Genomic DNA, 23,907 nt, shown 5'->3' on the forward strand with positions numbered 1-23,907 from the left:
TCAGTTGCCTCCCTTGGCGACGCGGCTGCCTACATAGGCCACAAGCCGGTCAAGTGCCAGGCCCACAACGCCCACATAGACGATGGCCAGAATGATCTGGCTGGAGCTGGAATCGCCGCCGGCGTTGTAGGCGTCCCAGATGAAGTAGCCGATGCCGCCGTCAGCTTTGAGCATTTCTGCCGCCACGATCGCCAGCCAGGCCAGACCCACCGAGATCCGCAGACCGGTGAACACATAAGGCACCGTGGCCGGGATCACGATGTTGCGGATATAGGCACCTTTGCGCAGACGCAGCACCCGCGCCACGTTGGTGTAGTCCTGCGGGATTTCGCGGATACCCACTGCGGTGTTGATGATGATCGGCCAGATGGCGGTGATGAAGATCACGAAGATCGCCGACGTGTTGGCGTCCTGAAAAACCATCAGGGAGATCGGGAACCAAGCCAGCGGAGGCACGGTGCGCAGCACCTGAATCACAGGATCCAGGCCTTTGCCGATGAAGCGATGCAGGCCCAGAACGCCGCCGATGGCGATGCCCACAATCGCGGCAAGGCCATAACCCATGGCCACGCGCTGCAGCGAGATCAGGATCTGCCAGCCAAGCCCTTTGCTGGTGCCGCCATCATCGAAGAATGGCTGGCTGATGTAGGGATCCCACGTTTCCACGATCACATTGATCGGACCCGGCAGCCGTGCAACCCCCAGCACCATGGAGAGGATCTGCCAGGCGATCAGAAATCCGCCGATGCAGATCAGATAGGGCATCATGCTGCGCAGAGCCGGTTGCAGGCGGCGCGACTTGGCGGGCCGTCTGGAACGGGACGCAGGGGTGAGGGCGGTCATCGTGAACGTGAGAAAAGACAGGGCATCTGCAGCGGCCGCTACATGAACGGTCGTTGAGGTGGTGATGTGCGGCAACTGATGGGCTGAGGCGGGGAGCCCGAAGGCTCCCCAGCGAGCCTCAGCTCATCGCTTTGATCTTGAGGCTGTCGAGATAGGCCTTCGGGTTCTCGGGGTCGAACACCACGCCGTCGAAGAAGGTTTCCTTGCCACGGGAGTCGCTGCCGGGGATGGCGGCTTGCTGGCCGATGGCGGTGGCGGCTTCCTTCCAGAGGTCGGCCCGGTTCACCTTATTCACCAGGGCGTCAATGTCGGTGTTGGCCGGTAGGTAGCCCCAGCGCATGTCCTCGGTCACGAACCACTTGTCGTGGCTCTTGTAGGGGAAGGAGGCGTTCTCGCTCCAGAAGCGCATCTTCAGGGGGCTGTTCTTCACCACCCGACCATCTCCGTAGTCGATATCGCCGGCCAGGCGGGGCTTGATGTCAGCCACGCTTGCCTTGAAATACTTGTCCTTCGAGGTGATCTCGCAAAGCTCGTTCAGGTTGGCAGGGTCTTCGCACCACATCTGGGCTTCCTGCACGGCCATCAGCAGCGCCTTGGCGGCCTTGGGGTTCTTATCCACCCAGTCGGCGCGCATGGAGAAGGCTTTCTCTGGGTGGAACTTCCAGAGCTCGCCGGTCACAGCCGCTGTGTAGCCCAGTTTCTTGTTCACCAGGCGCTGGTTCCAGGGTTCACCCACGCAGAAGGTGTCCATGGTTCCGGTCTGCATGTTGGCCACCATCTGCGGCGGGGGAACCACCACGAGGTCTGCATCTTTGTTCGGGTTGATGCCGTTGGCGGCCAGCCAGTAGCGCATCCACAGGTCGTGTGTGCCGCCGGGGAAGGTCACGGCCGCCTTGAACTTCTTGCCCTTGCCGCTGGCTTGCTGAGCAGCCTTGTTGAGGCCTGCTTTGTTGTCGATGGTGAGCTTGTCGCTCAGGAACTCTTTCGACACCGACAGGCCTTGGCCCTGCAGATTGAGCCGCGCCAGGGTGTACATCGGCAGCGGCTGCTTGCTCTTGGTGATCGTGCCTGCGGTGAGCAGCAGCGGCATGGGCGAGAGGATGTGAGCGCCGTCAATCCCGCCCTTGGCGCTGCCGAGCTCGAGGTTGTCGCGGGTCACGGCCCAGGAGGTCTGCTTCACCACGTTCACGTCGGGCATGCCGTGCTTGGCGAAGAAGCCTTTCTCCTTCGCGATGATCAGCGGGGCAGCGTCGGTGAGGGCAATGAAGCCCAGGGTGGCGCCAGGAACTTCCGGGGCGTCAGCGCCCGTGGCCGTGCTGGCGGTTGGAGCTTTCTTGTTGCTGCCACAGGCGGCCAGCCACATGGCACCGGCCGCAGAGCCGGCGGCGGTGATCAGAAATTTGCGGCGCGACAGGTTGGACATGGGCGCTAGGTAAGCGAGCGGAATAACGGACGCCAAAAGCCTGCGGCGGCGTGGCAGCCGTGACCCAGAAGACGCTCACAACAACGGCAGTCGTCCGGAAGCAATAACGAGGTTGGCGCCAATGCTGACCAACGGATCTAAGAGATCACGCGCGGTCGACGTGCGCCGGTGCCCGTTGCTACGAAATGTCGGGTTGCGTTGCGTTCTGGTGCCCTGGCGAACCATTGGAAGGTGCGCGTTGCGGCAGCAGCTCCGCAAAAGCGGCCCCGAGATTGTGATGGTCGTGCCCTGGGCGCGCCAGTTTGCAGAGGGCGAAGCGCTCTAGTTCATCCAGCGCAGCCCACTGATCGCTGCCCAGGCTCACCTCCCGTTGCCTTGCAGCCCGCTGCACCTCATCCGGCACTGGCTCTAGCCGTTGCCACGGTTCAGCTACGGCCAGCGGAAGGGGCTTGGCTTCGCCGTCGGCCAGGGTTCGCGTCCATGCCAGCAGTTGTTCGCGCAGTTCCTGCAGCGTATTGGTCTGATCCGGCCAGTCCACCAGCTCTTGCCGCTGAGCCTGGCTCAGCTCCAGCCAGTGGCTGAGCTTGAGCTTGAGCCCGATCAGATCGAGCTTGCGGCGTACGCACAGAGGAATGCAACGCCAGGAGCCAACGAAATCCTGCTCAAAGGCAAAGCAGTGGCTGGCTTGATCCCGTTGCGACTGCATCACCACTCAACTCAGTAGCTGTCGCATCTGCTCGAGTTGCCGCAGGGCAGCGCCGCTTTGCAGCAAGGCTTCGGCCTGCTCCACGCCGGCTTGCAGGTTCGAGGACATACCGGCCTGCCAGAGGTAAGTGCCGGCGTTCCAGCGCAGCGAATCCGCCAGCAGGCCCTGCCCGCCCAGGGCTGCCAGGGCCTGCTGGCTCCAATGCTCGAGGGTCTGCCATGCGGGATCGGCGCCGTAGCAACCGTGATCGCGGGGATGCAGCACCAGTCGCTCAGGCTCCCGATCCGGCTGCACGCGGCCGGTCACACAGGCGCGGCTGATGGGCAGGTCGGTGCTGCCTTCCAGGCCCTTCACCGTGAACAGGTTGGTTTCACCGGCGAGGTGCAGGGCTTTCCAGGCCCGGGTTTCGGTGGGCGGATGCACGAATCCACTCACCAGCAGATGCGCGCCGTGGTGGGCCGTCCACATCAACTCCAGGCTGGCCAGGGGCGGCCGTTTGCCGATCTCGTCGCGATACGGGATCAGCTGTTCCGCGGCTGGGAAATGGTCTGGCTGGTGCACCAGCGCCAGGTTGTAGCGATCCAGGCTCGATTGCACCCAATCCAGGCTGTGGCCGGTGAGCGACAGGCCAAGGCTGGCAAACAGTTCGGCGCTGGTCACGCCGTATTTCACCGGCATCCGGCCGGAGCCATGCAGCAGCACCGGGATGTTGGCCGCGGCCAACACCAGAGCGGTGAGCGGGTAGATCGGTGCGGTGCGGCTGCGCCCGTCGAAGGGCATGCCGAAGCAAAGGGCGGGTGTGCGGCTGGTGAGCACCGGCCCACGCTGCCGGTACACATCCAGCATCCCCGTGAGCTCCTGGGGTTCAGGCCTGCGGATCCGATGGGCGATCAGAAACGCGCCGATCTGGGCCGGTGTGGCGATGCCATCGAGCATCAGCTCCATCGCTTCGGCGGCTTCCTCTCGGCTCAGACCGCTGCTGGTGTGCTCGCCGCTGCCCACCTTGCCCAGATAGGTGCGAAAGCGGGCGCGGAGCTCGCTGGCTGACTCGGCGGACCCTGGCTTTGCGGAGAGCGTCGCCACCATGTAGCCCGCTGTGTACAACGAGTCTCAATTCTGAATCACGGCTTGTGGGGCCCTCCCCGCGTAGCCGAGGCACTCTCGGTCTGTAGCAAGCGTTGCTCCTGGCGCTGCTGCGTCCGCGGAGGGTGGCGCAGTTGCTCCTCAGCCTCCGCCATGACCCAGGCCTCCTCCCTCACCGCCATCTTGATGGCGGCCAAGCGCGCCAAAGGCCTGAGCTTTGCGGATCTTGAGGCGGCCATGGGCCGCGATGAGGTGTGGATCGCGTCGCTGTTCTATGGACAGTCCACGGCCTCAGCGCAGGAGGCCCAGCAGCTCGCCACGCTCTTAGGCCTTGATGGCTCGATCGCCGAGGCGCTGCAGGCCTATCCCACGAAGGGCTGTCTGGATCCGGTGATCCCCACTGATCCCTTGATCTACCGCTTCTACGAAATCATTCAGGTGTATGGGATGGCCCTGAAAGATGTGATCCAGGAGAAGTTCGGCGACGGCATCATGAGTGCCATCGACTTCAGTTTGGATGTCGACAAAGTGGTTGACCCCGCGGGCGATCGCGTGAAGGTGACCATGTGCGGCAAGTTTCTGGCTTACAAAAAGTGGTGAACACGCGGCCCTGACGCCCAGGAACACTGGTTTGGTAGCGACGGCGACACAGACAGTCCCTGTCTGTTGAGCACCCTGTGGCCTCCCACACCAGGACGCCGCCATGGCCGCCACCCTGAGCAAGATCGAGCAGGCCAAGGCTGAGCTTTGCGGCCTTGAGCTGGCGCCTCGCTTGGGCGATCTGGCGGCCCAGGGGTGGGACAAGCTCGATGAGGCCACCCTCACCATCCGCCTCAAGTGGCTGGGGATCTTCTTCCGGCCGGTGACGCCAGGGCGCTTCATGGTGCGGCTGCGGCTGCCGAACGGCGTCATCACTGCCAATCAGCTCGAGGTGCTGGCCGACGCGGTGGATCGCTGCGGTGAGCACGGCTCCGCCGACATCACCACCCGCCAGAACCTGCAGCTGCGCGGCTTGCTCCTGGAAGATATGGCGCCCCTGATGGAGGCGATGCAGGCTGTGGGGCTCACCAGCCAGCAGTCTGGCCACGACAACCCCCGCAACATCACCGGGAACCCCCTGGCAGGCATCGATCCAGAGGAGATCGTGGATACACGCCCCCTGGTGGAGGCGATTCAGCAGCGCCTGCTGGCTGCCGATGCGCCCCGCAACTTGCCCCGCAAGTTCAACATCGCCGTGGGTGGTGCTCCCGACAGCTTTCTGCTGCACAACGACCTGGCCTTCCTGCCGGCCGATCACAACGGTGAGCTCGGCTTCACCGTGATGGTGGGGGGGTTCTTCTCCGCCCAGCGCAATGAGCTGGCCATCCCCCTGGGGCTGTGGCTGCGTGCCGATCAGCTGGCCAACTACAGCCTGGCCACCCTGCGCCACTTTGAGCGCTGCGGCAATCGCCAGGCCCGCAACAAGAGCCGCCTGATGTATCTGGTGGATGAGCTGGGCCTGGAGGGGTACCGCGAGGCGGTGCTCGAAGAGCTGGTGGCGCTGGGGGGAGAGGCTGTTCCCCACAGCGGCCAGCACCATGTGAACCGTTCCCCGCGCTCTGGCCTGGGGGTGCAACCTCAGAAGCAGGAGGGGCTGAACTGGGTGGGCCTGGGCGTGCCGGTGGGTCGCCTTGATGCGGCCTCCATGGCGGAGCTGGCGGCGGTGGCTCGCCGCCATGGCAGCGGTGAATTGCGCTTCACCGAAGCCCAGAACGTGTTGATCGTGAATGTGCCCGCTGAGGGGGTTGAGGCCCTGCTGGCTGAGCCTCTACTGCAGCGCTTCCAGCCCGAGCCCGGCGCCCTGATGGCCGAGGCCGTGAGCTGCACGGGCAATCGCTATTGCAGCTTTGCCCTGATCCCCACCAAAACCACGGCGCAGGCGGTGGTGGAGGAGTTGGAGCGCCGCCTGGAGCTGCCCCATGCGGTGCGCAGCCACTGGACCGGTTGCCCCAATGCCTGCGGTCAGCCCTACATGGGGGAGATCGGCTTGATGGGCGCAAAGGCCCGCCACGAGGGCCAGATGGTGGAGGCGGTGAAGATCTTCCTGGGGGGCGACATGGGTGCTGATCCCAAGTTGGCCGAACTGCACGACAAGGGCGTGCCCCTGGTCCTGCTGCCCGATGTGCTCGAGGAGCTGCTGGTGGAGCACTTCGGGGCGCGGCGCCGCGCAGCGGCCTGAGGCCTTGCCGAACCAAGACCTGCCAGGGTGGAGACCACAGTGATCTCTGCGCTTTTGGAGCTGAGCGACTCCACAGATCGCTGGCAGCACCTGCAGCTGTTGCGGCGTGGCCGTCTGCCGGCGCAGCCCTGGCTCGAGCAGATCGAACAGGGAGAGATCTGCGCCACCGCTGATGTGCTGGCAGCGTTGCTGGGCCAGCTCAACCGGGCCGGTGTGGAGCGGTTGTTGCGGGGCCCGGTGGGCCGCGATCCCGCTGCGCTGCTGGAGGCGGCCCGGCGGGAGTTGCCGTCGATGGCCAGTGCGCTTGAGGTGCAACAGGCCTGGGTGGAGCCCCTGCTCGCTCAGCCGCCCACGGCGCCCTGGCTGGAATTGATCGGTTTGTTCCGCGATCCACGGGGTGCTGCTCGTCTGCGGATGGCGCTTGAGGCTGCAGATCCCGCCGATCCAGCCCAGGCCAATGCCCAGCGGTTGCTTCCCCTATTGGGTCGGCAGCGCCAACCCCAGGATGCGGCGCTGCTGCTGGAGCTGGCGTTAGCGCCGGTGCCCCTGGCTTGGCGGCGTGCCGCCTTGGAAGGACTGGCTGTCGGTCTGTCGGCCTGGCCGCTCCAGCCCTTGGCGGATGGGCTGCAGCAGCTGAGCCTGGATCTCGATCCCGGCCTCGCGGCCCAGGCGGTGGATCTCTTGGCCCGGCTTCCTGATGGCCAGCGCCAGCTGCGCCAGCTGCAGGGCAAGACCCTGGCGCCGAGCGTGGTGGACCGTTGGCGCCGCCGGCTGCAGCGCGCTCCGTTAGTGCTGGTGGTGCATGGCCGTCAGGCCGGTGTGATTCCGGAGGTGTTGCAGCAGCTGGCGGCTGACTTGGAACAGAGCCGTTCGGCGCCGGTTTTGGTGCAAGCCCTCACGGCCACCTCCCCTGAGGCGGATGAACGCTTCTGGTGGGCGGCGCGCCGGGCCGGGGCGATCAGCCTGGTGCCGTTACTGCTGTTGCCCGGCGACCATGCCCGCAGCGATGTGCCCGCCATCGCCCGCCATTGGCGGCAGCGCGCCGCAGCGGCAATGTTGGGGGATGTTGTGGTTCGGCGCCGGCCTTTCCTGGGGGCCTGGCCGCAATGGCAGCACCTGCTCGCGGATCTGTTGGCGGAGCGGGCTGGTGATCGCCCGCTGGCGTGGCTGCATCACCCGTTGCAGGGTGCCTTGAGCGCTCGCTACCTCAGCCATCTGGCGGCGGTGCTCGGCCACCCCGGTGTGGCCACCGCCTACAGCGATCCCCAGGCCGCCCTGGCGGCCCAGCCCCAACCACCGGCAGTGCTGGCCCCCCTCACCCTGGCCCCCAATCGGCTCAGTGAATCCCTCAACATGGGCGGATGCTCGGCAACGGCTGAGGTGCTTCCCCCGCTGCTGACCTTGCCGACCGTGCACAGATTTCTGCTCGCTCAGCTGGAGGCACTGCCATGAGCCCTCCGCTTGAGGCCCCCGGCAAGGTGTATCTGGTGGGAGCTGGTCCCGGAGATCCCGACCTGCTCACCGTGAAGGCCCATCGGCTGCTCAGCTGTTGCGATGCCCTGGTGTACGACTCGCTCGTGCCGCGCGAGGTGTTGGCTCTGGTGCCGGAGGCAGCCGAGAAGCACTTTGTGGGCAAGCGCCGGGGCCACCATTCCGTGCCGCAACCCAGCACCAATGCGGTGCTGGTGGACCTGGCGGGCCGCCACCGCTGTGTGGTGCGGCTCAAGGGTGGTGATCCTTTCCTGTTTGGCCGCGGCGGCGAGGAAGCCGCTCATCTGGAGTGTCACGGTGTGGCGGTGGAGGTGGTGCCCGGCGTGACCGCCGGTATTGCCGCGCCCGCCTACGTGGGCATTCCGGTCACGCACCGCCGCGCCGGCAGTTCCGTCACCTTCGTGACCGGCCACGAAGAGATCGATAAGGGCCGCCCGAACGTGGATTGGCGGGCCCTGGCCCGCAGCAGCGATGGGCTGGTGATCTACATGGGGCTGCACAACCTGCCCCACATCTGTGAGGAGCTGATCGCCGGCGGGTTGGCAGCCACCACGCCGGCCGCAGCGGTGCAGCAGGGCACGGTGCGAGGCCAACGTGCAGTGATTGCTGATCTCCAGGGATTGGCTGCGGCTGTGCGCGAGGCCGAACTGGCGTCTCCCTCGATCGTGGTGATCGGCGAGGTGGTGAATCAGCGCGTGGCGAGCTGCGCGCCAGAGCCGGCGGCTGTGGAGATGCCGATTCCGCTCAAACAGGGCTGAGGGCCGTCGCCGGCCGCTGAGCGAGGCGGCGGCGGTGCAGTTGTTGGAGTCCCCAGCGGCGCTGGGGTGCATTTGCTTTGAGGCGGATCCAGGCATCGTCAGCCGCCATCAGGCTGCCGCGGTCGCTGCCGTCGAGGCCGCTGTACATCAGGTGCACGATCCGATCCGGATCGATCTCCAGGGCCGCCGCTTCCTGCCAGAGCCGATCAGTGCCGCTGCGATCGGCGCGTTGGAACTGTGTCTCCATCAACTGTTGAGCCAACAGCACCACGAGGGCTTGCTGTTTGCGTGCACTGAAGGCGGCGCTGGTCACCCCAGAGCGCCAGGCCTGATGGGTGCAGCTGCTCGCTGGAGCCGTCATCACCATCGATGCAAACACGTAACCAATGCTACGAACGCAAAAATCACCTAACGCACTGGTCTGTGGAAACAATGATTACGTAGTGCTGCGAACCTTTAAGTGCCGGGTTGTGCGGTTCATTGGCCAATCCAACGCCTCCGCCCTTGCCTCGCCATGGCAGCTCTGCCCCTGCAGCAAGACTCCCTCGATCGCGAAAGTCGATCCCACGAGCCCATCGCATCAGAACGGGCTCCGATGTTTGAGCTCATTCCTTATGAGAAGTTCCGCGATACCCCGGCGGTGCGTTTCTTCGACATCACGGTCGCGGAGTCGAACGCCCGCGATCTGGTGATCCACTCGGGGCCGGCCGTGAGCCCCCCTGATGAGGAGAAAACCGGGGCCTGGCAGTTTTATCTGCACCCTCACCAAGAAGACAACCTCCTCGCCTTGCATGGAGGTCGCACCTTCTATCTGGTGAACTTCGGTTGGAATTACCCGTACCACATTGTGCGCTTGGAAACGGGCGGCGACATCCTGCGTATCCCGCCCGGCACCTTCCACCGCTCCGTGTCGGATCCGGATGGATCGGTGGTGCTGAATCAGGCCGTTCGTGAGGAGGGTGCCAGTGTGGTGCGCGAGTTTCGCGTGTACAACAGTCGCCTGATTCCGCGGCTGTTTGCCACCACCTTCAAGACAGCGCCGCTGCCCAAGCTGCATGGGGTGAGCTGGTAAGGCTCCGCCTCAGGCCTGTTCGCGGCGGCGGGGCAGGGGCACCACATCGCGCTGGTTAAAGCGCTCGCAAACGGCATAGGCAGCGGGCAGATTGGCGACCCGCTGCCAGGCGCCTTCCACCTCGGCATGGTTCACCACATAGCCGCCGGCGCCGTCGCGTGCAATCCGGCATCCATCGCCTGTGAGCCCGACAAGGTGCAGCTGGCCGCCCATGGATCTGCTCCGTACTGATCTGTTTCTACGTCTGCTGAAGGCGGGGTGGCATGTGTGTTTTTGCCCACGCAATCAATCTTGAGGCTTGGGAAAAAAAGCTGAAAGCAGCACCCGATTCCTTTTCGATTTCAACGGATTCATAGGCGTAGATCCACTGTGCTGCAGTGCTTCCCAGCCCCGCGTAGAGGCGCTGCGATGTGCTGCGCGCGTGGCGTCGGCGTTGTGGCTGTATCGCGGCCTTCGGTGAGGAGCTCAAAACCGCTGGACTCATTCCACATTTGCCAGCTCGCCACCCGCTCGTTGTTCGCTGCCCCGACCACGTCCAGCTGCAGGGGCACATCCACCGGCAGGCACGGGTGCAGGCAGGGGAACAGGGCCTCCTGGCGGAAGCGCACCGCGATGGGTTGCTCTGGGTCGCTGGGCCAGACCAGGGGGCGCCCTTGGATGGCCAGCGTGTAGCTGCGACGGAAAGCGGGGTTGGCGATCAGCTCGAAGCGCCGCAGGGAGCTGTCCACAAAGCGGCTGGTGCTGCCGCCCTCCACCGGCGTGTCGCACAGCAGCGGCCACGGTTCGAGCGCCTGGCGGATGCAGAGCTCCGCCTCTCCGGCTTGCCAATGCAGCAATTCCGGGAAGCGCCACTGCCAGATGGCCCGCAGTGGTTCTGGATCCAGCGGCAGCCCATCGGCGGCCAGGTCGGCCAGTGCCTGCTCCAGATCCGCCCAGAGGGCGCTGGGCAACATCGCTCGATCATGCAAGTCGTTGCCCCAGGTCCGCAGCCCGTTGGGTCGGTGCTCCGGGTTGAGCTGCCGCACCGCCAGCGCCCGAAACAACAGGGCCACGGCGTTGGTCCAGCGGCGATCCGGCAGCGATTCCAGGGCGCGGAATTCCAGCAGTCCTTGGCAGCCGGCGGTCCAGGCGGGGTTCCAGAACTTGTCGAGGCTGATCTCGCTGCGGTGGGTGTTGCCACTGCGGTCGGCGTGCAGGTGGCGCAGGGTTTCACCGATGGCCACGCGCTGGTCACCGGGCGGCAGTTGCTCGAGGGCCCGGTGGGCCAGCTCCAGATCCAGCCGGCTGGCGCTGCCCTCATCAGGCCGCGGCGCCTGGGAGGCGGGGCCCACGCTGCGACCGCTGAACAGATAGGCCAGGCAGGGGTGGTGTTGCCAGTAGCGCAGCAGCCCCACCAGCCAGGCCGGCCGCTCGAAGAACGGGTGCGCCTCCAGGCTGGGCCCGCCCAGCAGTAGGTGATTGCCGCCGCCGGTGCCTTCCGCGCGTGAACCTTGTTGCTTCCAGCTGCGTAAGCCCACCGCCGCGCCGGCCTCTTCCAGCAGCTGGATCCAGCTGGCGTACGCGTGCCAGGTGTGGCACACCGGCAGGTTCACCTCGAGCACGCCGGGATCGGCTGTGAGGCCCAGCACCTGCCAGTGGGCGTAGGCATCCCAGGGCAGCACCCCGCTCAGCTCAGGCTCCTTCCAGCCGGGGCTGTGGGCAGCGAGCCGTTGCAGCAACACCTCCAGGGGCTCTCGCTCCAGGGGTGGCAGAAACAAGGCCCAGCCATGGGGATCACGCTCGAGGGTGAGCACCTGGCGCAGTTCGCCGCTGGGGAAGTGTTGGAGCGGCAGGCGCAGGCCGGCGGGGCCAGGGGCTCCGCTCAGCTCGCGCAGCTCCTCTTGCAGTGGCCAGTCCACTGAACGCCACTGCCCGTCTTGGCAGCTGAGCGGAATGGCCCACACCTGCCGGTTGTCTTGGAGCGGATCCCGCAGGGGCAGGGCCTCCAAGGTGCAGCTCAGATCACGGCCCACGGCCTCGATCAGGGTTTGCAGCTCGGCGGGGCTGGGGATGTGGTCGCCCGCGGGGGTGATCGGCACCAGCGGTTGGCCGTTCTGGCCTGTGATCAGCCGCAGCGCCCAGCGTGGGTTGACTTCGCCGTCGTATTGCTTGCCCGGGCAATAGAGAAGGGTGCTGCCCGGCCAGGCGCGGCGCTGCAATTCCGCGGCTAGTTGGCGGGCATAGCGGAGCTTGGTGGGGCCATCGGCGGCCACGCTCCACTCAGCCCCCTGGGGATCGATGGGCACCAGCGTGGGCTCGCCGCCCATGGTGAGCTCGATACCGGCTTGTTGTAGCCGCGCTTCAACTGCAGCAGCCGTGGCCGCATTCAGCTCAGGGACGTGGGTGACGGTGGACACGGCTAGCTGTTGTTGATGCTGTCCTCGCGCGCCTGCGCCGATCCGGCAGCACCAACGGCTACAGCAATGCGGAACTGAGGATCTCGGCGCTGATCTCCCACTCCAGCTCGCTCTCCACCCCGGGGGGGCCGGAGAAGGTGCCGCTCACTGCAGCGGTGAGATCGGAGCGCGACGACGTGGCCACCGGGATGTAGCGGTCGTCCACGGCACCTTTGCCGCTGGGGTCAAAGCCGCGCCAGCCGGCCCCCTGCAGATACACCTCTGCCCAGGCGTGCAGGTCGTAGCGCTCGGGTTTGGGCTCCACCAGGTGGTAGCCGCTCACGAAGCGGGCGGGCAGGCCCACGCTGCGGCAGCACTCGATCATCAGCATCGCCAGATCGCGGCAGGATCCAACCCGCTCCTTCAGGGTGCGGCCAGCGGGCCAGGCGGGGCCCACGTGGCGTTGGGTGTACTTCACCCGGTCTTGGATCACCTCCACCAGCTGTTGCAGGAAGTTGAGGCTGCGGCCATCGCTGCCCATCAGCGCTTCCTGGGCCACATCCACGGCGGCACCATCGTGCTGGCCATTGGGCAGCCAGCCCTGCAGGTTGCTGAGCAGATCGGGGTTGAGCTTGCCGATCTGCACCGGTAGCTGCGCCATCTGCTCATCGAGGCAGGCCTCCAGCAGGGGCGGACTGAAGGTCTCCACCTCGCTGGTGGCGATCACCGTGAGCCGATCGGTCTCCCCCAGGAAGCGGGCGCGGGTGATCGTGTCGCCACCGGCGGCCATCAGCTCATAGAGCTGGCTGGGGTCGGGTGAGACCTCCAGGCGGTAGTCGATCAACCGCTGAAATCCGTGGGGCCGTGGCCGCAGGCAGAAGCGATGCGGCCCCAGCAGCACGGGTTTGGTGTAGCGGTACTCGAACCGATGGATCAGGCGGGCGCGCATGCCAGGTCGTGACTGGTGGCGGTAACGGAGACGGAAGCCTGCGCTGGGGGAACAGCAGCTGGCTCTTCTGCTGCGGCCAGGCTCGGCAACACGAAGTAGCGCGCGTGGATCAGCTCATGAAGGTTATTGAGATCTTGCTGAAGCGCGTCGATCGCTTCGTGCAGCCCGCCGGCGATCAGCTCATCGATCCCCGTGTAGCTCCAGCGGGCGCGGGTGAGGCCGCTGAGGCACTCGAGTGCATCGGGGTTGCCGGGCACCGGGCTGGCCGCCACCACCTGCAGGGTTTCGTGGATGCGATCGAGGCAGTAGCGCACCGAGCGGGGGAAGCTGGGATCCAGAAGCAGGAAGGCCGCCACGGCCCGCGGGGTGATCACCCCCTGCTGCGATTGGCGGAACATCTGATAGGCCCCCGCCGTGCGCAGCAGGGAGATCCACTGCAGTTCATCGAGCACGCCGCCCACCTCTTCGGGGCTGGGGAGCAGCAGGAAATACTTCACGTCAAGGATCCGCGTCGTCTTGTCGGCGCGTTCGATCAGCCGGCCCAGGCGACTGAACTGCCAGGACAGATCGCGGCTCAAGGTGGCATCGGTGATGCCATAGAAGAGTTGGCAGCCGCGGCGGATCTCCCGGAGCTGCTCCTGGGGTGGCTGGTGCCAGAAGCTGTCGCTCTCCAGCAGGGTCCAATACAGATCGTTGATCTGCTCCCACATCTCCGTGGTGATCACATCGCGGATCTGACGCGCGTTCTCGCGCGCCAGGGCGATGCAGTTCACGATGCTGCTGGGGTTGGCCTCAGCTTTCACCAGAAACTCCACCACCTGGTCGGGGCCACCGCCTGGGTAGAGCTGGTCGAACAGTTCGCGATCACCGCTGGCGTCGATCAGCGGTTGCCAGGGCTCGGCGCTGCCCGGGGGGCAGTCGAGCGCCATGGCTTCGCTCACCTCAACGAAGCGCGAGAGGTTCTCGGCGCGCTCCACATAGCGATTGATCCAGTAGAGCGAATCAGCAACGCGGCTCAGCATGCGCTTTCCTCCACGATCCAAGTGTCTTTGCAGCCGCCGCCCTGCGACGAATTCACCACCAGTGACCCCCGCTTGAGGGCCACGCGGGTGAGGCCGCCCGGAGTGACCCAGGCGTCCTTGCCTCGCAGCACATAGGGCCGCAGATCCACGTGGCAGGGGTAGAGCTCTCCCTCGCTGAGAGAGGGCACCGTGGAGAGCTCAAGCGTGGGCTGAGCGATGAAATTGCGCGGGTCAGCTTTGATCTTCTCGGCGAACTCGAGGATCTCGGCCTGGCTGGCATGGGGGCCGATGAGCATGCCGTAGCCACCCGCTTCGGATACCGCCTTCACCACCAGCTCGTTCAGGTGGGCCAGCACGTAGGCCTGATCGTCGGGCCGTGAGCAGAGATAGGTGGGCACGTTCTCGATGATCGGCTCTTCGCCCAGGTAGTACCGCACCATCTCGGGCACATAGGCGTAGATGAGCTTGTCGTCGGCCACGCCGGTGCCGGGTGCGTTGGCAATCGCCACTCGGCCCTGGGCGTACACCTCCATCAGGCCCCGCACCCCGAGCATCGAATCGGCGCGGAACACGGCCGGATCGAGGAAGTCATCGTCGATGCGGCGGTAGATCACATCCACCGGCTCGAGGCCCTGGGTGGTGCGCATCCAGACCCGCCCGTCCTGGCAAGCCAGATCGCGGCCTTCCACCAGGGAGATGCCCATTTGCTGGGCGAGGTAGCTGTGCTCGAAGTAGGCGCTGTTGAACACCCCCGGTGTGAGCAGCACCACCCGCGGCGCTTCGGTCCAGGGGGCCAGATCCCGCAGGGTTTGCAGGAGCTGGGAGGGATAGCTGTCGATCGGCTGCACGGTGCGGCCGCTGAACAGGCTCGGGAACATGCGCTTCATCACGCGCCGGTTCTCGAGGAAGTAGGCCACGCCTGAGGGGCAGCGCAGGTTGTCTTCCAGCACGCGCCAAGTGCCCAGGCCATCGCGGATCAGATCGAGGCCGGAGATCTGGCACCACTTGCCCAGCGGTGGCCGGAAGCCGCGCAGCTGCGGCCGCCAGCCCTGGGAGGTCTCCACGTCTTCGCGGGGGATCACCCCATCGCGAAGGATGGCCTGATCGCCATACACATCCGCCAGGAACAGATCGATCGCTTCGAGTCGCTGGATCAGGCCGCGCTGCAGCAGGTCCCAATCGCTGGCGCCGATCAGGCGGGGCAGCGGATCAAAGGGAAGGATGCGCTCGCCGCCGCGCTTGCCGGAATCGTTGAGGCGGAAGGTGGCCCCCAGCCGCTTCAGCAGCATGCCGGCCGCAGCGTGGTTGCGGTTGAGCTGCTCTAGCCCCAGAGCGCCCAAGGAGGAGAGCAGTGGCTGCAGCGCGCTGCGGGGCTCTTCGCTGGCGCTGAAATATTCGTCGTAGCCCTTGCTGGGCCGGTAGTCGGTGAACATCGCCGAGCCTGCGGTGGCGTGATCATGCAGAGCTGTCGGCCCCCCTCAGGTGGCTGTTGCTACGGAAGTGCAGGGTTGCCCGGCTCCGGCAGGCCCCCCTAGCGTTTGGGCTATGGCCAGCCCCTTCCCACCGCTGGATCAACCCCTCTGGGATCAGGCGGGCCAGGCGCTCAATCGCCGCCGCGAGCAGCGGCTGGAGGTGGGCAGTGTGTTGCCGGTCCAGCTGCGAGCGGTGCCATCCGGTCAGGCTCCCGGAGCCTGGTTCAGTGCCGACATCCTCGACATCAGCCATGGCGGCCTAGCGCTGCTGCTCTCGGCCAGCGCTGCCTTGCCGCCGCGGGTGCCGTTGTTGCTGGATGTGAGCAACCATCCCGGCTTCGGCCGGGTGCGGCTGGCGGCCACCCTGCGCTGGAGTGCTGCTGCCGATGGCCTGGGGGCCTTGCAGGTGATCGGCGTGCAGCTCGATCAGCCCCTACCGCTGGTGCCGCCCCTGGTTCAGAGCAGGAAATAGCGCTGGGCCATCGGCAGCACCTCAGCTGGCTCGCAGGTGAGCAGCTCGCCGTCGGCGAACACCTCGTAGGTCTGCGGGTCCACCTCCACCTTGGGCAGGGCGGTGTTGTTTTTCATCGAGGCCTTGTTGATGCCGCCGCGGGTGTTCTGCACCGGCACGCACAGCCGCTCCAGGCCGAGGCGGCGGGGCACGTCGTCGTCGAGGGCGGCCTGGCTCACGAAGGTGAGGCAGCTCGGGGCGAGCGCCTTGCCGAAGGCGGCGAACATTGGCCGGCCGTGCACCGGGCCGGGGGTGGGGATCGAGGCGTTGGCATCACCCATCTGGGCCCACACGATCGAGCCGCCCTTGATCACCATCTCGGGCTTCACCCCGAAGAACCCGGGCTTCCACAGCACCAGATCCGCCAGCTTGCCCACTTCAACTGAGCCCACCTGGTGATCGATGCCGTGCACGATCGCCGGGTTGATCGTCACCTTGGCGATGTAGCGCTTGAGGCGGGTGTTGTCGTTGCGTTCTGAGTCGCCCGGTAGGACGCCGCGCTGCACCTTCATCTTGTGGGCGGTTTGGAAGGTGCGGGTGATCACCTCGCCCACCCGGCCCATGGCCTGGGAATCGCTGGCGATCAGCGAGAAGGCGCCGATGTCGTGAAGGATGTCTTCGGCGGCGATGGTTTCGCGGCGGATCCGCGATTCGGCGAAGGCCACGTCTTCCGGGATGCGTGGATCGAGGTGGTGGCACACCATCAGCATGTCGAGGTGTTCCTCGAGCGTGTTGCGGGTGTAGGGGCGCGTGGGGTTGGTGGAGCTGGGCAGCACATTGGCTTCCCCGCAGATCCGGATGATGTCGGGCGCATGGCCGCCGCCGGCCCCTTCGGTGTGGAAGGTGTGGATCGTGCGGCCGCCGATGGCGCGGATCGTGTCTTCCACGAACCCGGCTTCGTTGAGGGTGTCGGAGTGGATCGCCACCTGGATGTCGAAGCGATCCGCCACCGACAGGCAGCAGTCGATCGCCGCGGGTGTGGTGCCCCAGTCTTCGTGGAGCTTGAGGGTGATGGCGCCGGCGCGGATCTGCTCTTCGAGCGCTTCAGGGGTGCTGGCGTTGCCCTTGCCGAAGAAGCCGAGGTTCATTGGCAGCCCTTCGGCGGCCTGCAGCATCCGCGCCATGTGGAAGGCGCCGGGGGTGCAGGTGGTGGCGTTGGAGCCGGTGGCTGGGCCGGTGCCGCCGCCGAGCATCGTGGTCACCCCGCTGGCCAGGGCGGTTTCCACCTGCTGGGGGCAGATGAAGTGGATGTGGGTGTCGATGGCACCGGCGGTGAGGATGTGGCCCTCGCCGGCGATCGCCTCAGTGCCCGGGCCCACCACGATGTCCACACCGGCTTGGGTGTCGGGGTTGCCGGCTTTGCCGATCGCCACGATGCGGCCGTCGCGTAGGCCGATGTCGGCCTTCACGATCCCCCACCAATCGAGGATCAGGGCATTGGTGATCACCGTGTCCACCGCGCCGTCGGCGCGGGTGGTCTGGGCCTGACCCATCCCGTCGCGGATCACCTTGCCGCCGCCGAACTTCACCTCATCGCCGTAAACGGTGAAGTCCTTCTCCACCTCCAGGATCAGCTCGGTGTCGGCCAGCCGCAGGCGATCGCCTGTGGTGGGGCCGTAGGTCTCGGCGTAGGCGCGGCGGGAGATCCGGTAAGGCATGGCTGGCGGGTGGTGGGGCGGTTGGTCAGTCGAGGGGGCCGTTCACCAGGCCGTTGAATCCGAAGATGCGCCGGTTGCCGGCGAAGGGAACCAGCTGCACCTCGCGGCTGTCGCCGGGCTCAAAGCGCACGGCTGTGCCGGCGGGGATATCCAGCCGCAGGCCGCGGGCGGCTTCACGGTTGAACTCCAGTGCTGCATTCACTTCAAAGAAGTGGAAATGGGATCCCACCTGCACTGGGCGATCGCCGGTGTTGGCCACCAGCACGGTGGTGACGGGCCGGCCAGCGTTGAGTTCGAGCTCGCCGGGTTCGGGGATCAGTTCGCCGGGGATGAGCGGTGCCATGGGGATGGTGCGGCGTGGGTGGTCAGCGAATCGGGTCGTGGAGGGTCACGAGCTTGGTGCCATCGGGAAACACCGCTTCGATCTGCACCTCATGCACCAGCTCGGGGATGCCCTCCATCACCTGCTCGCGGCTGAGCCAGGTGGTGCCTTCCTGCATCAGCTCGGCCACGCTTTTGCCATCGCGGGCCCCTTCCAACACTTGAAAACTGAGCCAGGCCACCGCTTCCGGGTGGTTGAGCTTGAGGCCGCGGTTGAGGCGCCGTTCCGCCAGCAGGGCCGCGGTCACGATCAGGAGCTTGTCCTTCTCCTGAGGGGTCAGGTGCATGGCGAGGGAGCAGCTGGAGCGCAAAACCCAGTCAAGTCCCTCACTCTGATCGGCGCCACGGGGCAGCCATGTTCAGGCTGAACAGTTCGCGTCCTGCCTGTTGCTCGCCTTGGACGGAACCCAGGGGTCTTCCTGGAACGGCCACACCCGTGGCAGCTGTGGTGGCGCCTGCCCGCGCGTCTGGCGGATCAGAGCCCAAAGCCGGCAGAACCAGTAGCGCGCCGCCTGGCTGGAAGGACCGCGGTAGCGAGCCACCAGGCCCTGCTCAAGGGCCCCGCAGGCCATCGTTCCTTCCAGGCCGCTGCGGGCGGCGCGGGCTTCGGCCAGCAGCTGCTGCAGCGCCTCAGCCCCTAAGGGCTGCGGTGCCGCCCACACGAGCGAACCAAACACCGGCTGGCCCGCCATGCCGTGTTCGCCCGTGAGCCCATCGCCGTTCAGCTGCAGCCGGTCCACCAGTTCCCAGCGGGGGGGCTGGCCGTTGGATCCCTCGCGGCGGATGTGCAGGCTGGAGCGCCAGCAGCCGGCGTCCAGCCCTTCGCCAGCGGCGGTGCGCCCCAGGCGCACCACCTCCATCGCCAGGAAGCTGGCGTTATCGGCCAGGGTTACCTCCAGATCCTGCTGATAGAGGGCATCGGCGTAGAGCACCAGCTCCTGGGGGAGCCATTCCAGGTCGCTCCCCTCCGCCAGGTGGAACTGAAGCTGCTGTTGGGCCCAGCGCCCCTGCGGGTGGCAGCGGGAGCGCCGCACGCTGCCATACACCTTCTGCGCGGCCACGCTGGTGATCAGGGCGCGGCTGCCGCGCTCCAGCTCCGCCTGCAGTTGCAGTTGATCGCCGCCCACCAGGCCGCCGGCGGTGTGCAGCAGGGGCAGTTCGCAGTGGCCGCTGGCCTGGGGGAAGGCCCGCATCAACTTCAAGGGCGCAGTGGCCCCGCCCTGATGGTGGGTGATGCCGCCCCGTTCGCTGAACCGCAGGGTGGCGCCTGCCTGCCAGCCCGATGGCTCGGCCGCTGGGGATGGGGCCGCCGGGGTTGCGCTCATCGCTGCATGCTCAGCGCCGCCGAGGCGCCCTTGGGTAGCCGTGGCTACAGAGTGGCACCCGGGCGCCCGTCAGGGTGACTCAAATCAGCCCGCGCAACCCTGATGCCGCAACACGCCGCGCCCCTGCTGGTGGAGCGCCTGTCGCCCACGGAGGCTTTGGCTCTGCCGGCGCCGTTGCGGCTGCCCCTTGATGCGGATCAGCGCACCAGCCTGCGGGGCCATCGCCGCTCCGCTTGCGGGCGCGATCTGGTGTTGCAACTGCCCCGGGGCGCGGCCTTGCAACCCGGTGAGCTGTTGCGCAGCAACGATGGCGCCGTGCTGGTGCAGGTGGAGGCAGCGGCCGAGCCGGTGATGGAGGTGCGCAGCGCAGATCCCCTGGCGCTGCTCCAGGCCGCCTATCACCTGGGCAACCGCCACGTGGCGATGGAGCTGCATGTCGATCGCCTGGTGCTGCTTCAGGACAGCGTGTTGGCGGATCTGTTGCGGCAGCGGGGCTTGCAGGTGGAGTTGCTGCAGCTGCCCTTTCAGCCGGAGGCCGGGGCCTACGAAGGCCTAGGCCATCACCATGGCGACCACGGCCATCTCCACTGAGGTTGCGCTGTGGATCACGCCGCGCGCCTGAGGCTGTTTCAGCTGGTGAGTCCGGCCCTGCCGGTGGGGGCGTTCAGCTATTCGGAAGGTTTGGAGCTGCTGGTGCAGCGCGGCGCCATCACGGGGGTTGAGGCCCTGGAAACCTGGCTGGTGGCTGAGTTGCAGCGCGGCGCGGTGGCGATCGAGACCGCAGCCCTGGCCCCCCTGGCAACCGCCTGGCGGCAGTGGCAGCAAGGGGTTGCCGATGCCCGTGCTCTTGAGAGCCTGGATGGCTGGCTGTTGGTGCAGCGGGAGGCGCCCGAGTTGCGGGCCCAACAGCGACAGATGGGGCAGTCGCTGTTGCAGCTGCTCGCCGATCTGGGCTGGCCGTTGCCCGGCCCAGTCGCACCGTTGGCCTGGCCCGCAGCCTTTGCTTGGGCGGCGGTCTGCCTCGAGCTGGACTCTCCCGCCATGGAGGAGGCCTACCTCTATGGCTGGGTCGCCAATCAGATCAGTGCCGCCGTGCGCCTGGTGCCCTTGGGCCCGACCCAGGGGCAGCGGCTGCAGCTCGCGCTGGCTCCGCTGATGGCTGAGCGGGCTATCCATCTGGCCGCAGCCGACCCCCATCAGCTCTGGAACGGAGGCGTTGGGGCTGGCCTGGCTCAGCTGCAGCACGCCGAGCTCTATTCCCGCCTGTTTCGCAGTTGAGCCTGAGGCTGGCCCGCCGACTCAGCGCCGCCATGATGCGCCGATGCTCTCCATCTGGATCGGTGCCATCGACCAGGGCCTGGCCTACGCCGGTCTGGCTCTCGGCGTGTATCTCACCCTGCGCGTGCTGAATTTCGCCGATATCACGGTGGATGGCTCCTTCGCCCTCGGTGGTGGCAGTGCTGCGCTGCTGCTCACCCAACAGGTGGCGCCGCCGTTGGCGTTGTTGGTGGCGGCCGGGCTGGGTGCGCTGGCTGGTCTGGTCACCGGGTTGATCCACACCCGACTGGGGGTGAACGATCTGTTCGCCGGCATCCTCACCACCACCGGCCTCTACTCGATCACCCTGCGGCTGATGGGCCGCTCCAACATCCCCCTCACCAACGTGCCGCTGGGCCTGGGCAGTGATGGTCAGTGGCTGATCGCTCTGCTGTTGGCCATGGGTGGTCTGATCGTGTTGCTGGCGCTGTTGCTGCGCACAGACCTGGGCCTGGCCTTGCGGGCGATCGGCAACAACCCGGTGATGGCGCGCGCCAATGGCATCAGCACCCGCCGGGGTCTCTGCCTGGGCATCGCCGCCGGCAACGCCCTCGTGGCTCTGGCCGGAGCGCTGGTGGCGCTTTATCAGGGCTTCGCCGACGTGACCATGGGCATCGGCTCGCTGATCCTCGGTCTCGGGGCAGTGATCGTGGGCGAATCGGTGCTGCGGCCGCGCAGCGTCACCTGGGCGCTGCTGGCGGTGGTGGTGGGGTCTGTGCTGTTCCGGGCGATGATCGCTCTGGCTCTGCAGCTCGGCATGGATCCGGTGGATCTGAAGCTGGCCACGGCCCTGCTGTTGCTGGCGGCCTTGGGCCTGGGGCGGCTGCGCCTGCCAGGCCTGTCGGCGCCGGGGGGTGAGCGGTGAGCCTGGAGATCGAGGGGCTGTCCTGGGGGCATGCATTGCCCGGGGGTGGTTGGCGTCAGTTGTTTGACGGCTTCAACCTGCACTGCCCCGGCGGGCAGTTCGTGGTGCTGATCGGCAGCAATGGCTCCGGCAAGTCGACGTTGCTCAACCTGATCGCTGGCAGCATCCCGGCGGCCACGGGTTCGGTGCGCCTGGAGGGGAGAGAGCTGTTGCGCCTGCAGGCTCATCGCCGTGCCCGCAGCATCGGTCGGGTGATGCAGAACCCTCTCGATGGCACGGCTCCTGGGCTCACCATCGCTGAAAACCTGCGCCTGGCGGAATGTCGGCGTCGCTCGCTGCTGCAACCGCAGGCGCTCTTGGGTCTGCATCCCGGCCGCGGCGATCGTCGCCGCTATGCCGCCCTGCTCGAGGAGTTGGGCCTGCCGTTGGCCGATCGGCTCGAGACCCCCGTGGGCCAGCTCTCCGGCGGACAGCGCCAGACCATCAGCCTGGTGATGGTCTGCCTGGGGGCGCCGCGATTGTTGCTGCTGGATGAGCACACGGCCGCCCTAGATCCGCGGGCGGAAGACAGCGTGATGCGGCTCACGCAGCAGCTCGTGCAGCGCCTTGGCACCACCACGTTGATGGTGACCCACAGCCTCGAGCAGGCCTTGGGCTATGGCGATCGGCTGCTGATGTTGCAGGACGGCGCCTTGATTGGCGATTGGAGCGCCGCCGAGCGGCAACAGTTCACCCCCGCCGCATTGCAGGCCCTCTACGGCAGCGCCACAGTGCCGGAGGAACACATCTCACGGTCATGATCCTGCGCCGTCGCCAGTTTCTGGCTCTTTCAGGAGGATCACTGCTGCTGGCCGCCTGCGGGCGCCTCGGCAGCAACACACCGCGTAAGGGCCCGCTGATCGGGATGCTCCAGATGGTGGATGCCCCGCCCCCGAATCTGACCCGCGAGGGCTTTGAGCAGGCTCTGGCCGCCGCCGGCTACCGCAACGGCGAGACCGTCACCTTCCTGCAGAAGGATGCGGCCGGCGAACTGCCGAACACCACCTTGGTGATGCAGCAGTTCCTCAGCGAGAAGGTGGACATGGTGTTGGCGGTGGGGACGCCGCCGCTGCAGGCGGCGATGAAGGTGATGCCCCAGAGCGTGCCCGTGATCTTCTGCTATTGCTCCAATCCCTGGGGCGCCGGAGCCGGCACGCCGCCCGGTGGGGTGGGCCAGCATCGCCCCAATGTGGTGGGCACCGTGGGCACCAACCCCGTGGGCAAGGAGTTGGATCTGGCCCGTGAGATCAACCCCCAGCTCAAGCGGGTGGGATTGATTTTCAATCCGGGCGAGCCCAACTCCGACTACGAGGCCAAGATCCTGCGGCGCGAGGCCCAACAGCGTGGTCTGGAGCTGGTGGAACAGTCGGTGGCCAACTCCGGCGAGGTGCTGCAGGCCGCTAAGGCCCTGGCCGCCAAGGAGGTGGAGGCGTTTGTGAAGATCGGCGATTACGCCACCATTCAGGCCTTCGCCTCGATCTGCAAGGTGGGCCTCGAGCACCGGATCCCGGTGTATTCCGTGGATCCCCCCGACATTCAGCTGCCGGGTTGCCTGGCGGTGATCGGTTGGAACTACCGCGATGACGGCATGGCGGCTGGTCAGCTCGCCGTGCGGGTGCTCAAAGGCGAGTCGCCATCGCAGATGGCCTTTGAACCCCTCAAGACCACGGATCTGCTGGTGAGCCTGGCCACCGCCAAGGCGATCGGTGTGACGGTGCCGCAGGATCTGGTGGAGCGAGCTGATCAGGTGGTGCGTTGATGGCGGCCAGTCGTCTGCGGGTGGGGGTGGCCGGACCGGTGGGCTCCGGCAAGACCGCTCTCGTGGAAGCCCTGTGCAGGCGGCTCCGCGATCGCCTGCAGCTGGCGGTGGTGACCAATGACATCTATACCCAGGAGGACGCCCAGTTCCTCACCCGTGCCGGTGCGCTGGAGCCCGGGCGGATTCGCGGCGTGGAAACCGGAGGCTGCCCCCACACCGCCATCCGCGAAGACTGCTCCATCAACCGTGCGGCGGTGGCCGAGCTGGAGGCGGCCTATCCCGGTTTGGATTTGGTGCTGGTGGAAAGCGGTGGCGACAACCTGGCCGCCAGCTTCAGCCCGGAGCTGGTGGATCTGTGCATCTATGTGATTGACGTGGCCGCCGGCGACAAGATCCCGCGCAAGGGAGGCCCTGGGATCACCCGCTCCGATCTGCTGGTGATCAACAAGATCGATCTGGCTCCGATGGTGGGCGCCAGCCTGGAGGTGATGCAACGCGATACCGAGCGGATGCGCCCGGGCCGGCCGTGGTGTTTCACCAATCTCCACTCCGGTGAGGGGCTCGAACAGGTGGAGGCGTTTGTGTTGCAGCAACTGCCCAGCTGACGCACTTTTCGTAGCAACCGACACAGACGCAATCT

Annotated in this window: 26 protein-coding genes; 12 read left to right on the forward strand and 14 right to left on the reverse strand. The window is 66.6% G+C overall.

Annotated features, from left to right (window positions below; translation table 11 throughout):
- The 4 genes from ntrB to H9532_RS08255 form a co-directional block, all read right to left on the reverse strand.
- Positions 1-843 carry a nitrate ABC transporter permease gene (gene ntrB, locus H9532_RS08240; RefSeq protein ID WP_296367251.1) on the reverse strand — a complete coding sequence of 281 codons (843 nt, stop codon included), beginning with the start codon at positions 841-843 and terminating at the stop codon, positions 1-3.
- Positions 844-961: 118 nt separating this feature from the next.
- Positions 962-2,266, reverse strand: coding sequence for a CmpA/NrtA family ABC transporter substrate-binding protein (locus tag H9532_RS08245; RefSeq protein WP_296367252.1), 1,305 nt, complete (start codon positions 2,264-2,266; stop codon positions 962-964).
- Positions 2,267-2,444: 178 nt separating this feature from the next.
- Positions 2,445-2,972, reverse strand: a complete 528-nt coding sequence (locus tag H9532_RS08250; protein ID WP_296367254.1) for a nitrate reductase associated protein — start codon at positions 2,970-2,972, stop codon at positions 2,445-2,447.
- Positions 2,973-2,978: 6 nt separating this feature from the next.
- Positions 2,979-4,058: an anthranilate phosphoribosyltransferase family protein gene (locus tag H9532_RS08255; protein ID WP_296367256.1), complete on the reverse strand. Its 1,080-nt coding sequence runs from the start codon at positions 4,056-4,058 to the stop codon at positions 2,979-2,981.
- Between the two features lie 150 nt (positions 4,059-4,208).
- Here H9532_RS08255 and cynS point away from each other — a divergent pair, with 150 nt between their 5' ends.
- The 4 genes from cynS (at position 4,209) to cobA (ending at position 8,522) form a co-directional block, all read left to right on the forward strand.
- Positions 4,209-4,655 (forward strand): cyanase, encoded by a 447-nt coding sequence (cynS, locus tag H9532_RS08260; RefSeq protein ID WP_296367258.1) that lies wholly within the window; start codon positions 4,209-4,211, stop codon positions 4,653-4,655.
- Positions 4,656-4,758: 103 nt separating this feature from the next.
- On the forward strand, positions 4,759-6,273 hold the full coding sequence (locus H9532_RS08265) for a ferredoxin--nitrite reductase (protein ID WP_296367260.1): 1,515 nt from the start codon (positions 4,759-4,761) through the stop codon (positions 6,271-6,273).
- A gap of 54 nt (positions 6,274-6,327) precedes the next feature.
- A complete protein-coding gene (locus H9532_RS08270; protein WP_296367262.1) occupies positions 6,328-7,725 on the forward strand; it encodes a CbiX/SirB N-terminal domain-containing protein in 1,398 nt (465 codons plus the stop codon).
- Positions 7,722-8,522 carry a uroporphyrinogen-III C-methyltransferase gene (gene cobA / locus H9532_RS08275; RefSeq protein WP_296367264.1) on the forward strand — a complete coding sequence of 267 codons (801 nt, stop codon included), beginning with the start codon at positions 7,722-7,724 and terminating at the stop codon, positions 8,520-8,522. The genes H9532_RS08270 and cobA overlap by 4 nt, the downstream gene beginning before the upstream one ends.
- Here cobA and H9532_RS08280 read toward each other — a convergent pair.
- A complete protein-coding gene (locus H9532_RS08280; RefSeq protein WP_296367266.1) occupies positions 8,509-8,883 on the reverse strand; it encodes a hypothetical protein in 375 nt (124 codons plus the stop codon). The genes cobA and H9532_RS08280 overlap by 14 nt on opposite strands.
- A 234-nt stretch (positions 8,884-9,117) precedes the next feature.
- Between H9532_RS08280 and H9532_RS08285 the strand changes: the two genes are divergently transcribed.
- Positions 9,118-9,594, forward strand: coding sequence for a redox protein (locus H9532_RS08285; protein ID WP_296367461.1), 477 nt, complete (start codon positions 9,118-9,120; stop codon positions 9,592-9,594).
- A gap of 9 nt (positions 9,595-9,603) precedes the next feature.
- Here H9532_RS08285 and H9532_RS08290 read toward each other — a convergent pair whose 3' ends face one another.
- The 5 genes from H9532_RS08290 to H9532_RS08310 all read right to left on the reverse strand — a co-directional run bounded on the left by H9532_RS08290 (position 9,604) and on the right by H9532_RS08310 (position 15,373).
- Positions 9,604-9,807 carry a hypothetical protein gene (locus tag H9532_RS08290; protein ID WP_296367268.1) on the reverse strand — a complete coding sequence of 68 codons (204 nt, stop codon included), beginning with the start codon at positions 9,805-9,807 and terminating at the stop codon, positions 9,604-9,606.
- A 137-nt stretch (positions 9,808-9,944) separates the two neighbouring features.
- The gene (locus H9532_RS08295) at positions 9,945-11,990 is read right to left on the reverse strand and encodes a transglutaminase family protein (RefSeq protein ID WP_296367270.1); all 2,046 of its coding nucleotides are present in this window, start codon (positions 11,988-11,990) and stop codon (positions 9,945-9,947) included.
- A 58-nt stretch (positions 11,991-12,048) separates the two neighbouring features.
- Complete coding sequence (locus tag H9532_RS08300; RefSeq protein ID WP_296367272.1) at positions 12,049-12,918, reverse strand: transglutaminase family protein; 870 nt, start codon at positions 12,916-12,918, stop codon at positions 12,049-12,051.
- The gene (locus tag H9532_RS08305; protein ID WP_296367274.1) at positions 12,903-13,940 is read right to left on the reverse strand and encodes an alpha-E domain-containing protein; all 1,038 of its coding nucleotides are present in this window, start codon (positions 13,938-13,940) and stop codon (positions 12,903-12,905) included. Before H9532_RS08305 ends, H9532_RS08300 begins: the two co-directional genes overlap by 16 nt.
- Complete coding sequence (locus tag H9532_RS08310) at positions 13,934-15,373, reverse strand: circularly permuted type 2 ATP-grasp protein (protein ID WP_296367276.1); 1,440 nt, start codon at positions 15,371-15,373, stop codon at positions 13,934-13,936. Before H9532_RS08310 ends, H9532_RS08305 begins: the two co-directional genes overlap by 7 nt.
- 112 nt (positions 15,374-15,485) lie before the next feature.
- Between H9532_RS08310 and H9532_RS08315 the strand changes: the two genes are divergently transcribed.
- The gene (locus tag H9532_RS08315) at positions 15,486-15,884 is read left to right on the forward strand and encodes a PilZ domain-containing protein (protein ID WP_296367278.1); all 399 of its coding nucleotides are present in this window, start codon (positions 15,486-15,488) and stop codon (positions 15,882-15,884) included.
- On the opposite strand, the gene ureC is transcribed toward H9532_RS08315, so the two are convergent.
- The 4 genes from ureC to H9532_RS08335 form a co-directional block, all read right to left on the reverse strand.
- A complete protein-coding gene (ureC, locus tag H9532_RS08320) occupies positions 15,869-17,581 on the reverse strand; it encodes an urease subunit alpha (RefSeq protein WP_296367280.1) in 1,713 nt (570 codons plus the stop codon). The two genes, H9532_RS08315 and ureC, sit on opposite strands and share 16 nt — an antisense overlap.
- A gap of 25 nt (positions 17,582-17,606) precedes the next feature.
- Entirely contained in the window at positions 17,607-17,924 is a 318-nt protein-coding gene (locus H9532_RS08325; RefSeq protein ID WP_296367284.1) for an urease subunit beta, read from the reverse strand.
- 22 nt (positions 17,925-17,946) lie between these two features.
- Positions 17,947-18,249, reverse strand: coding sequence for an urease subunit gamma (locus H9532_RS08330; RefSeq protein WP_296367286.1), 303 nt, complete (start codon positions 18,247-18,249; stop codon positions 17,947-17,949).
- Between the two features lie 72 nt (positions 18,250-18,321).
- Positions 18,322-19,287: an urease accessory protein UreD gene (locus H9532_RS08335; protein WP_296367289.1), complete on the reverse strand. Its 966-nt coding sequence runs from the start codon at positions 19,285-19,287 to the stop codon at positions 18,322-18,324.
- Between the two features lie 102 nt (positions 19,288-19,389).
- On the opposite strand from H9532_RS08335, the gene ureE reads away from it, so the two are divergent.
- The 6 genes from ureE to ureG are packed head-to-tail and all read left to right on the forward strand — an operon-like array spanning position 19,390 to position 23,872.
- Positions 19,390-19,878, forward strand: a complete 489-nt coding sequence (ureE, locus tag H9532_RS08340) for an urease accessory protein UreE (protein ID WP_296367291.1) — start codon at positions 19,390-19,392, stop codon at positions 19,876-19,878.
- A gap of 9 nt (positions 19,879-19,887) precedes the next feature.
- Positions 19,888-20,565 carry an urease accessory UreF family protein gene (locus H9532_RS08345; RefSeq protein ID WP_296367293.1) on the forward strand — a complete coding sequence of 226 codons (678 nt, stop codon included), beginning with the start codon at positions 19,888-19,890 and terminating at the stop codon, positions 20,563-20,565.
- Between the two features lie 43 nt (positions 20,566-20,608).
- Positions 20,609-21,469: an ABC transporter permease gene (locus tag H9532_RS08350; protein ID WP_296367296.1), complete on the forward strand. Its 861-nt coding sequence runs from the start codon at positions 20,609-20,611 to the stop codon at positions 21,467-21,469.
- A complete protein-coding gene (locus H9532_RS08355) occupies positions 21,466-22,269 on the forward strand; it encodes an ATP-binding cassette domain-containing protein (protein WP_296367298.1) in 804 nt (267 codons plus the stop codon). The genes H9532_RS08350 and H9532_RS08355 overlap by 4 nt, the downstream gene beginning before the upstream one ends.
- Positions 22,266-23,267, forward strand: a complete 1,002-nt coding sequence (locus H9532_RS08360; protein ID WP_296367300.1) for an ABC transporter substrate-binding protein — start codon at positions 22,266-22,268, stop codon at positions 23,265-23,267. Before H9532_RS08355 ends, H9532_RS08360 begins: the two co-directional genes overlap by 4 nt.
- Complete coding sequence (gene ureG, locus H9532_RS08365) at positions 23,267-23,872, forward strand: urease accessory protein UreG (protein WP_296367302.1); 606 nt, start codon at positions 23,267-23,269, stop codon at positions 23,870-23,872. The genes H9532_RS08360 and ureG overlap by 1 nt, the downstream gene beginning before the upstream one ends.
- The last annotated feature ends 35 nt before the right edge of the window (positions 23,873-23,907 follow it).

Source organism: Vulcanococcus sp. Clear-D1, assembly GCF_014654725.1.
In the GTDB taxonomy this organism is placed as follows: domain Bacteria; phylum Cyanobacteriota; class Cyanobacteriia; order PCC-6307; family Cyanobiaceae; genus Vulcanococcus.

Coding starts and splice junctions, on each gene's coding strand:
- H9532_RS08360 (WP_296367300.1), top strand. CDS start 22,266: ATGATCCTGCGCCGTCGCCAGTTTCTGGCTCTTTCAGGAGGATCACTG.
- H9532_RS08310 (WP_296367276.1), bottom strand. CDS start 15,373: ATGTTCACCGACTACCGGCCCAGCAAGGGCTACGACGAATATTTCAGC.
- H9532_RS08300 (WP_296367272.1), bottom strand. CDS start 12,918: ATGCGCGCCCGCCTGATCCATCGGTTCGAGTACCGCTACACCAAACCC.
- ureC (WP_296367280.1), bottom strand. CDS start 17,581: ATGCCTTACCGGATCTCCCGCCGCGCCTACGCCGAGACCTACGGCCCC.
- H9532_RS08325 (WP_296367284.1), bottom strand. CDS start 17,924: ATGGCACCGCTCATCCCCGGCGAACTGATCCCCGAACCCGGCGAGCTC.
- ureG (WP_296367302.1), top strand. CDS start 23,267: ATGGCGGCCAGTCGTCTGCGGGTGGGGGTGGCCGGACCGGTGGGCTCC.
- H9532_RS08350 (WP_296367296.1), top strand. CDS start 20,609: ATGCTCTCCATCTGGATCGGTGCCATCGACCAGGGCCTGGCCTACGCC.
- H9532_RS08315 (WP_296367278.1), top strand. CDS start 15,486: ATGGCCAGCCCCTTCCCACCGCTGGATCAACCCCTCTGGGATCAGGCG.
- H9532_RS08290 (WP_296367268.1), bottom strand. CDS start 9,807: ATGGGCGGCCAGCTGCACCTTGTCGGGCTCACAGGCGATGGATGCCGG.
- cynS (WP_296367258.1), top strand. CDS start 4,209: ATGACCCAGGCCTCCTCCCTCACCGCCATCTTGATGGCGGCCAAGCGC.
- ureE (WP_296367291.1), top strand. CDS start 19,390: ATGCCGCAACACGCCGCGCCCCTGCTGGTGGAGCGCCTGTCGCCCACG.
- H9532_RS08280 (WP_296367266.1), bottom strand. CDS start 8,883: ATGACGGCTCCAGCGAGCAGCTGCACCCATCAGGCCTGGCGCTCTGGG.
- cobA (WP_296367264.1), top strand. CDS start 7,722: ATGAGCCCTCCGCTTGAGGCCCCCGGCAAGGTGTATCTGGTGGGAGCT.
- H9532_RS08265 (WP_296367260.1), top strand. CDS start 4,759: ATGGCCGCCACCCTGAGCAAGATCGAGCAGGCCAAGGCTGAGCTTTGC.
- H9532_RS08285 (WP_296367461.1), top strand. CDS start 9,118: ATGTTTGAGCTCATTCCTTATGAGAAGTTCCGCGATACCCCGGCGGTG.
- H9532_RS08250 (WP_296367254.1), bottom strand. CDS start 2,972: ATGCAGTCGCAACGGGATCAAGCCAGCCACTGCTTTGCCTTTGAGCAG.
- ntrB (WP_296367251.1), bottom strand. CDS start 843: ATGACCGCCCTCACCCCTGCGTCCCGTTCCAGACGGCCCGCCAAGTCG.
- H9532_RS08245 (WP_296367252.1), bottom strand. CDS start 2,266: ATGTCCAACCTGTCGCGCCGCAAATTTCTGATCACCGCCGCCGGCTCT.
- H9532_RS08330 (WP_296367286.1), bottom strand. CDS start 18,249: ATGCACCTGACCCCTCAGGAGAAGGACAAGCTCCTGATCGTGACCGCG.
- H9532_RS08255 (WP_296367256.1), bottom strand. CDS start 4,058: ATGGTGGCGACGCTCTCCGCAAAGCCAGGGTCCGCCGAGTCAGCCAGC.
- H9532_RS08335 (WP_296367289.1), bottom strand. CDS start 19,287: ATGAGCGCAACCCCGGCGGCCCCATCCCCAGCGGCCGAGCCATCGGGC.
- H9532_RS08305 (WP_296367274.1), bottom strand. CDS start 13,940: ATGCTGAGCCGCGTTGCTGATTCGCTCTACTGGATCAATCGCTATGTG.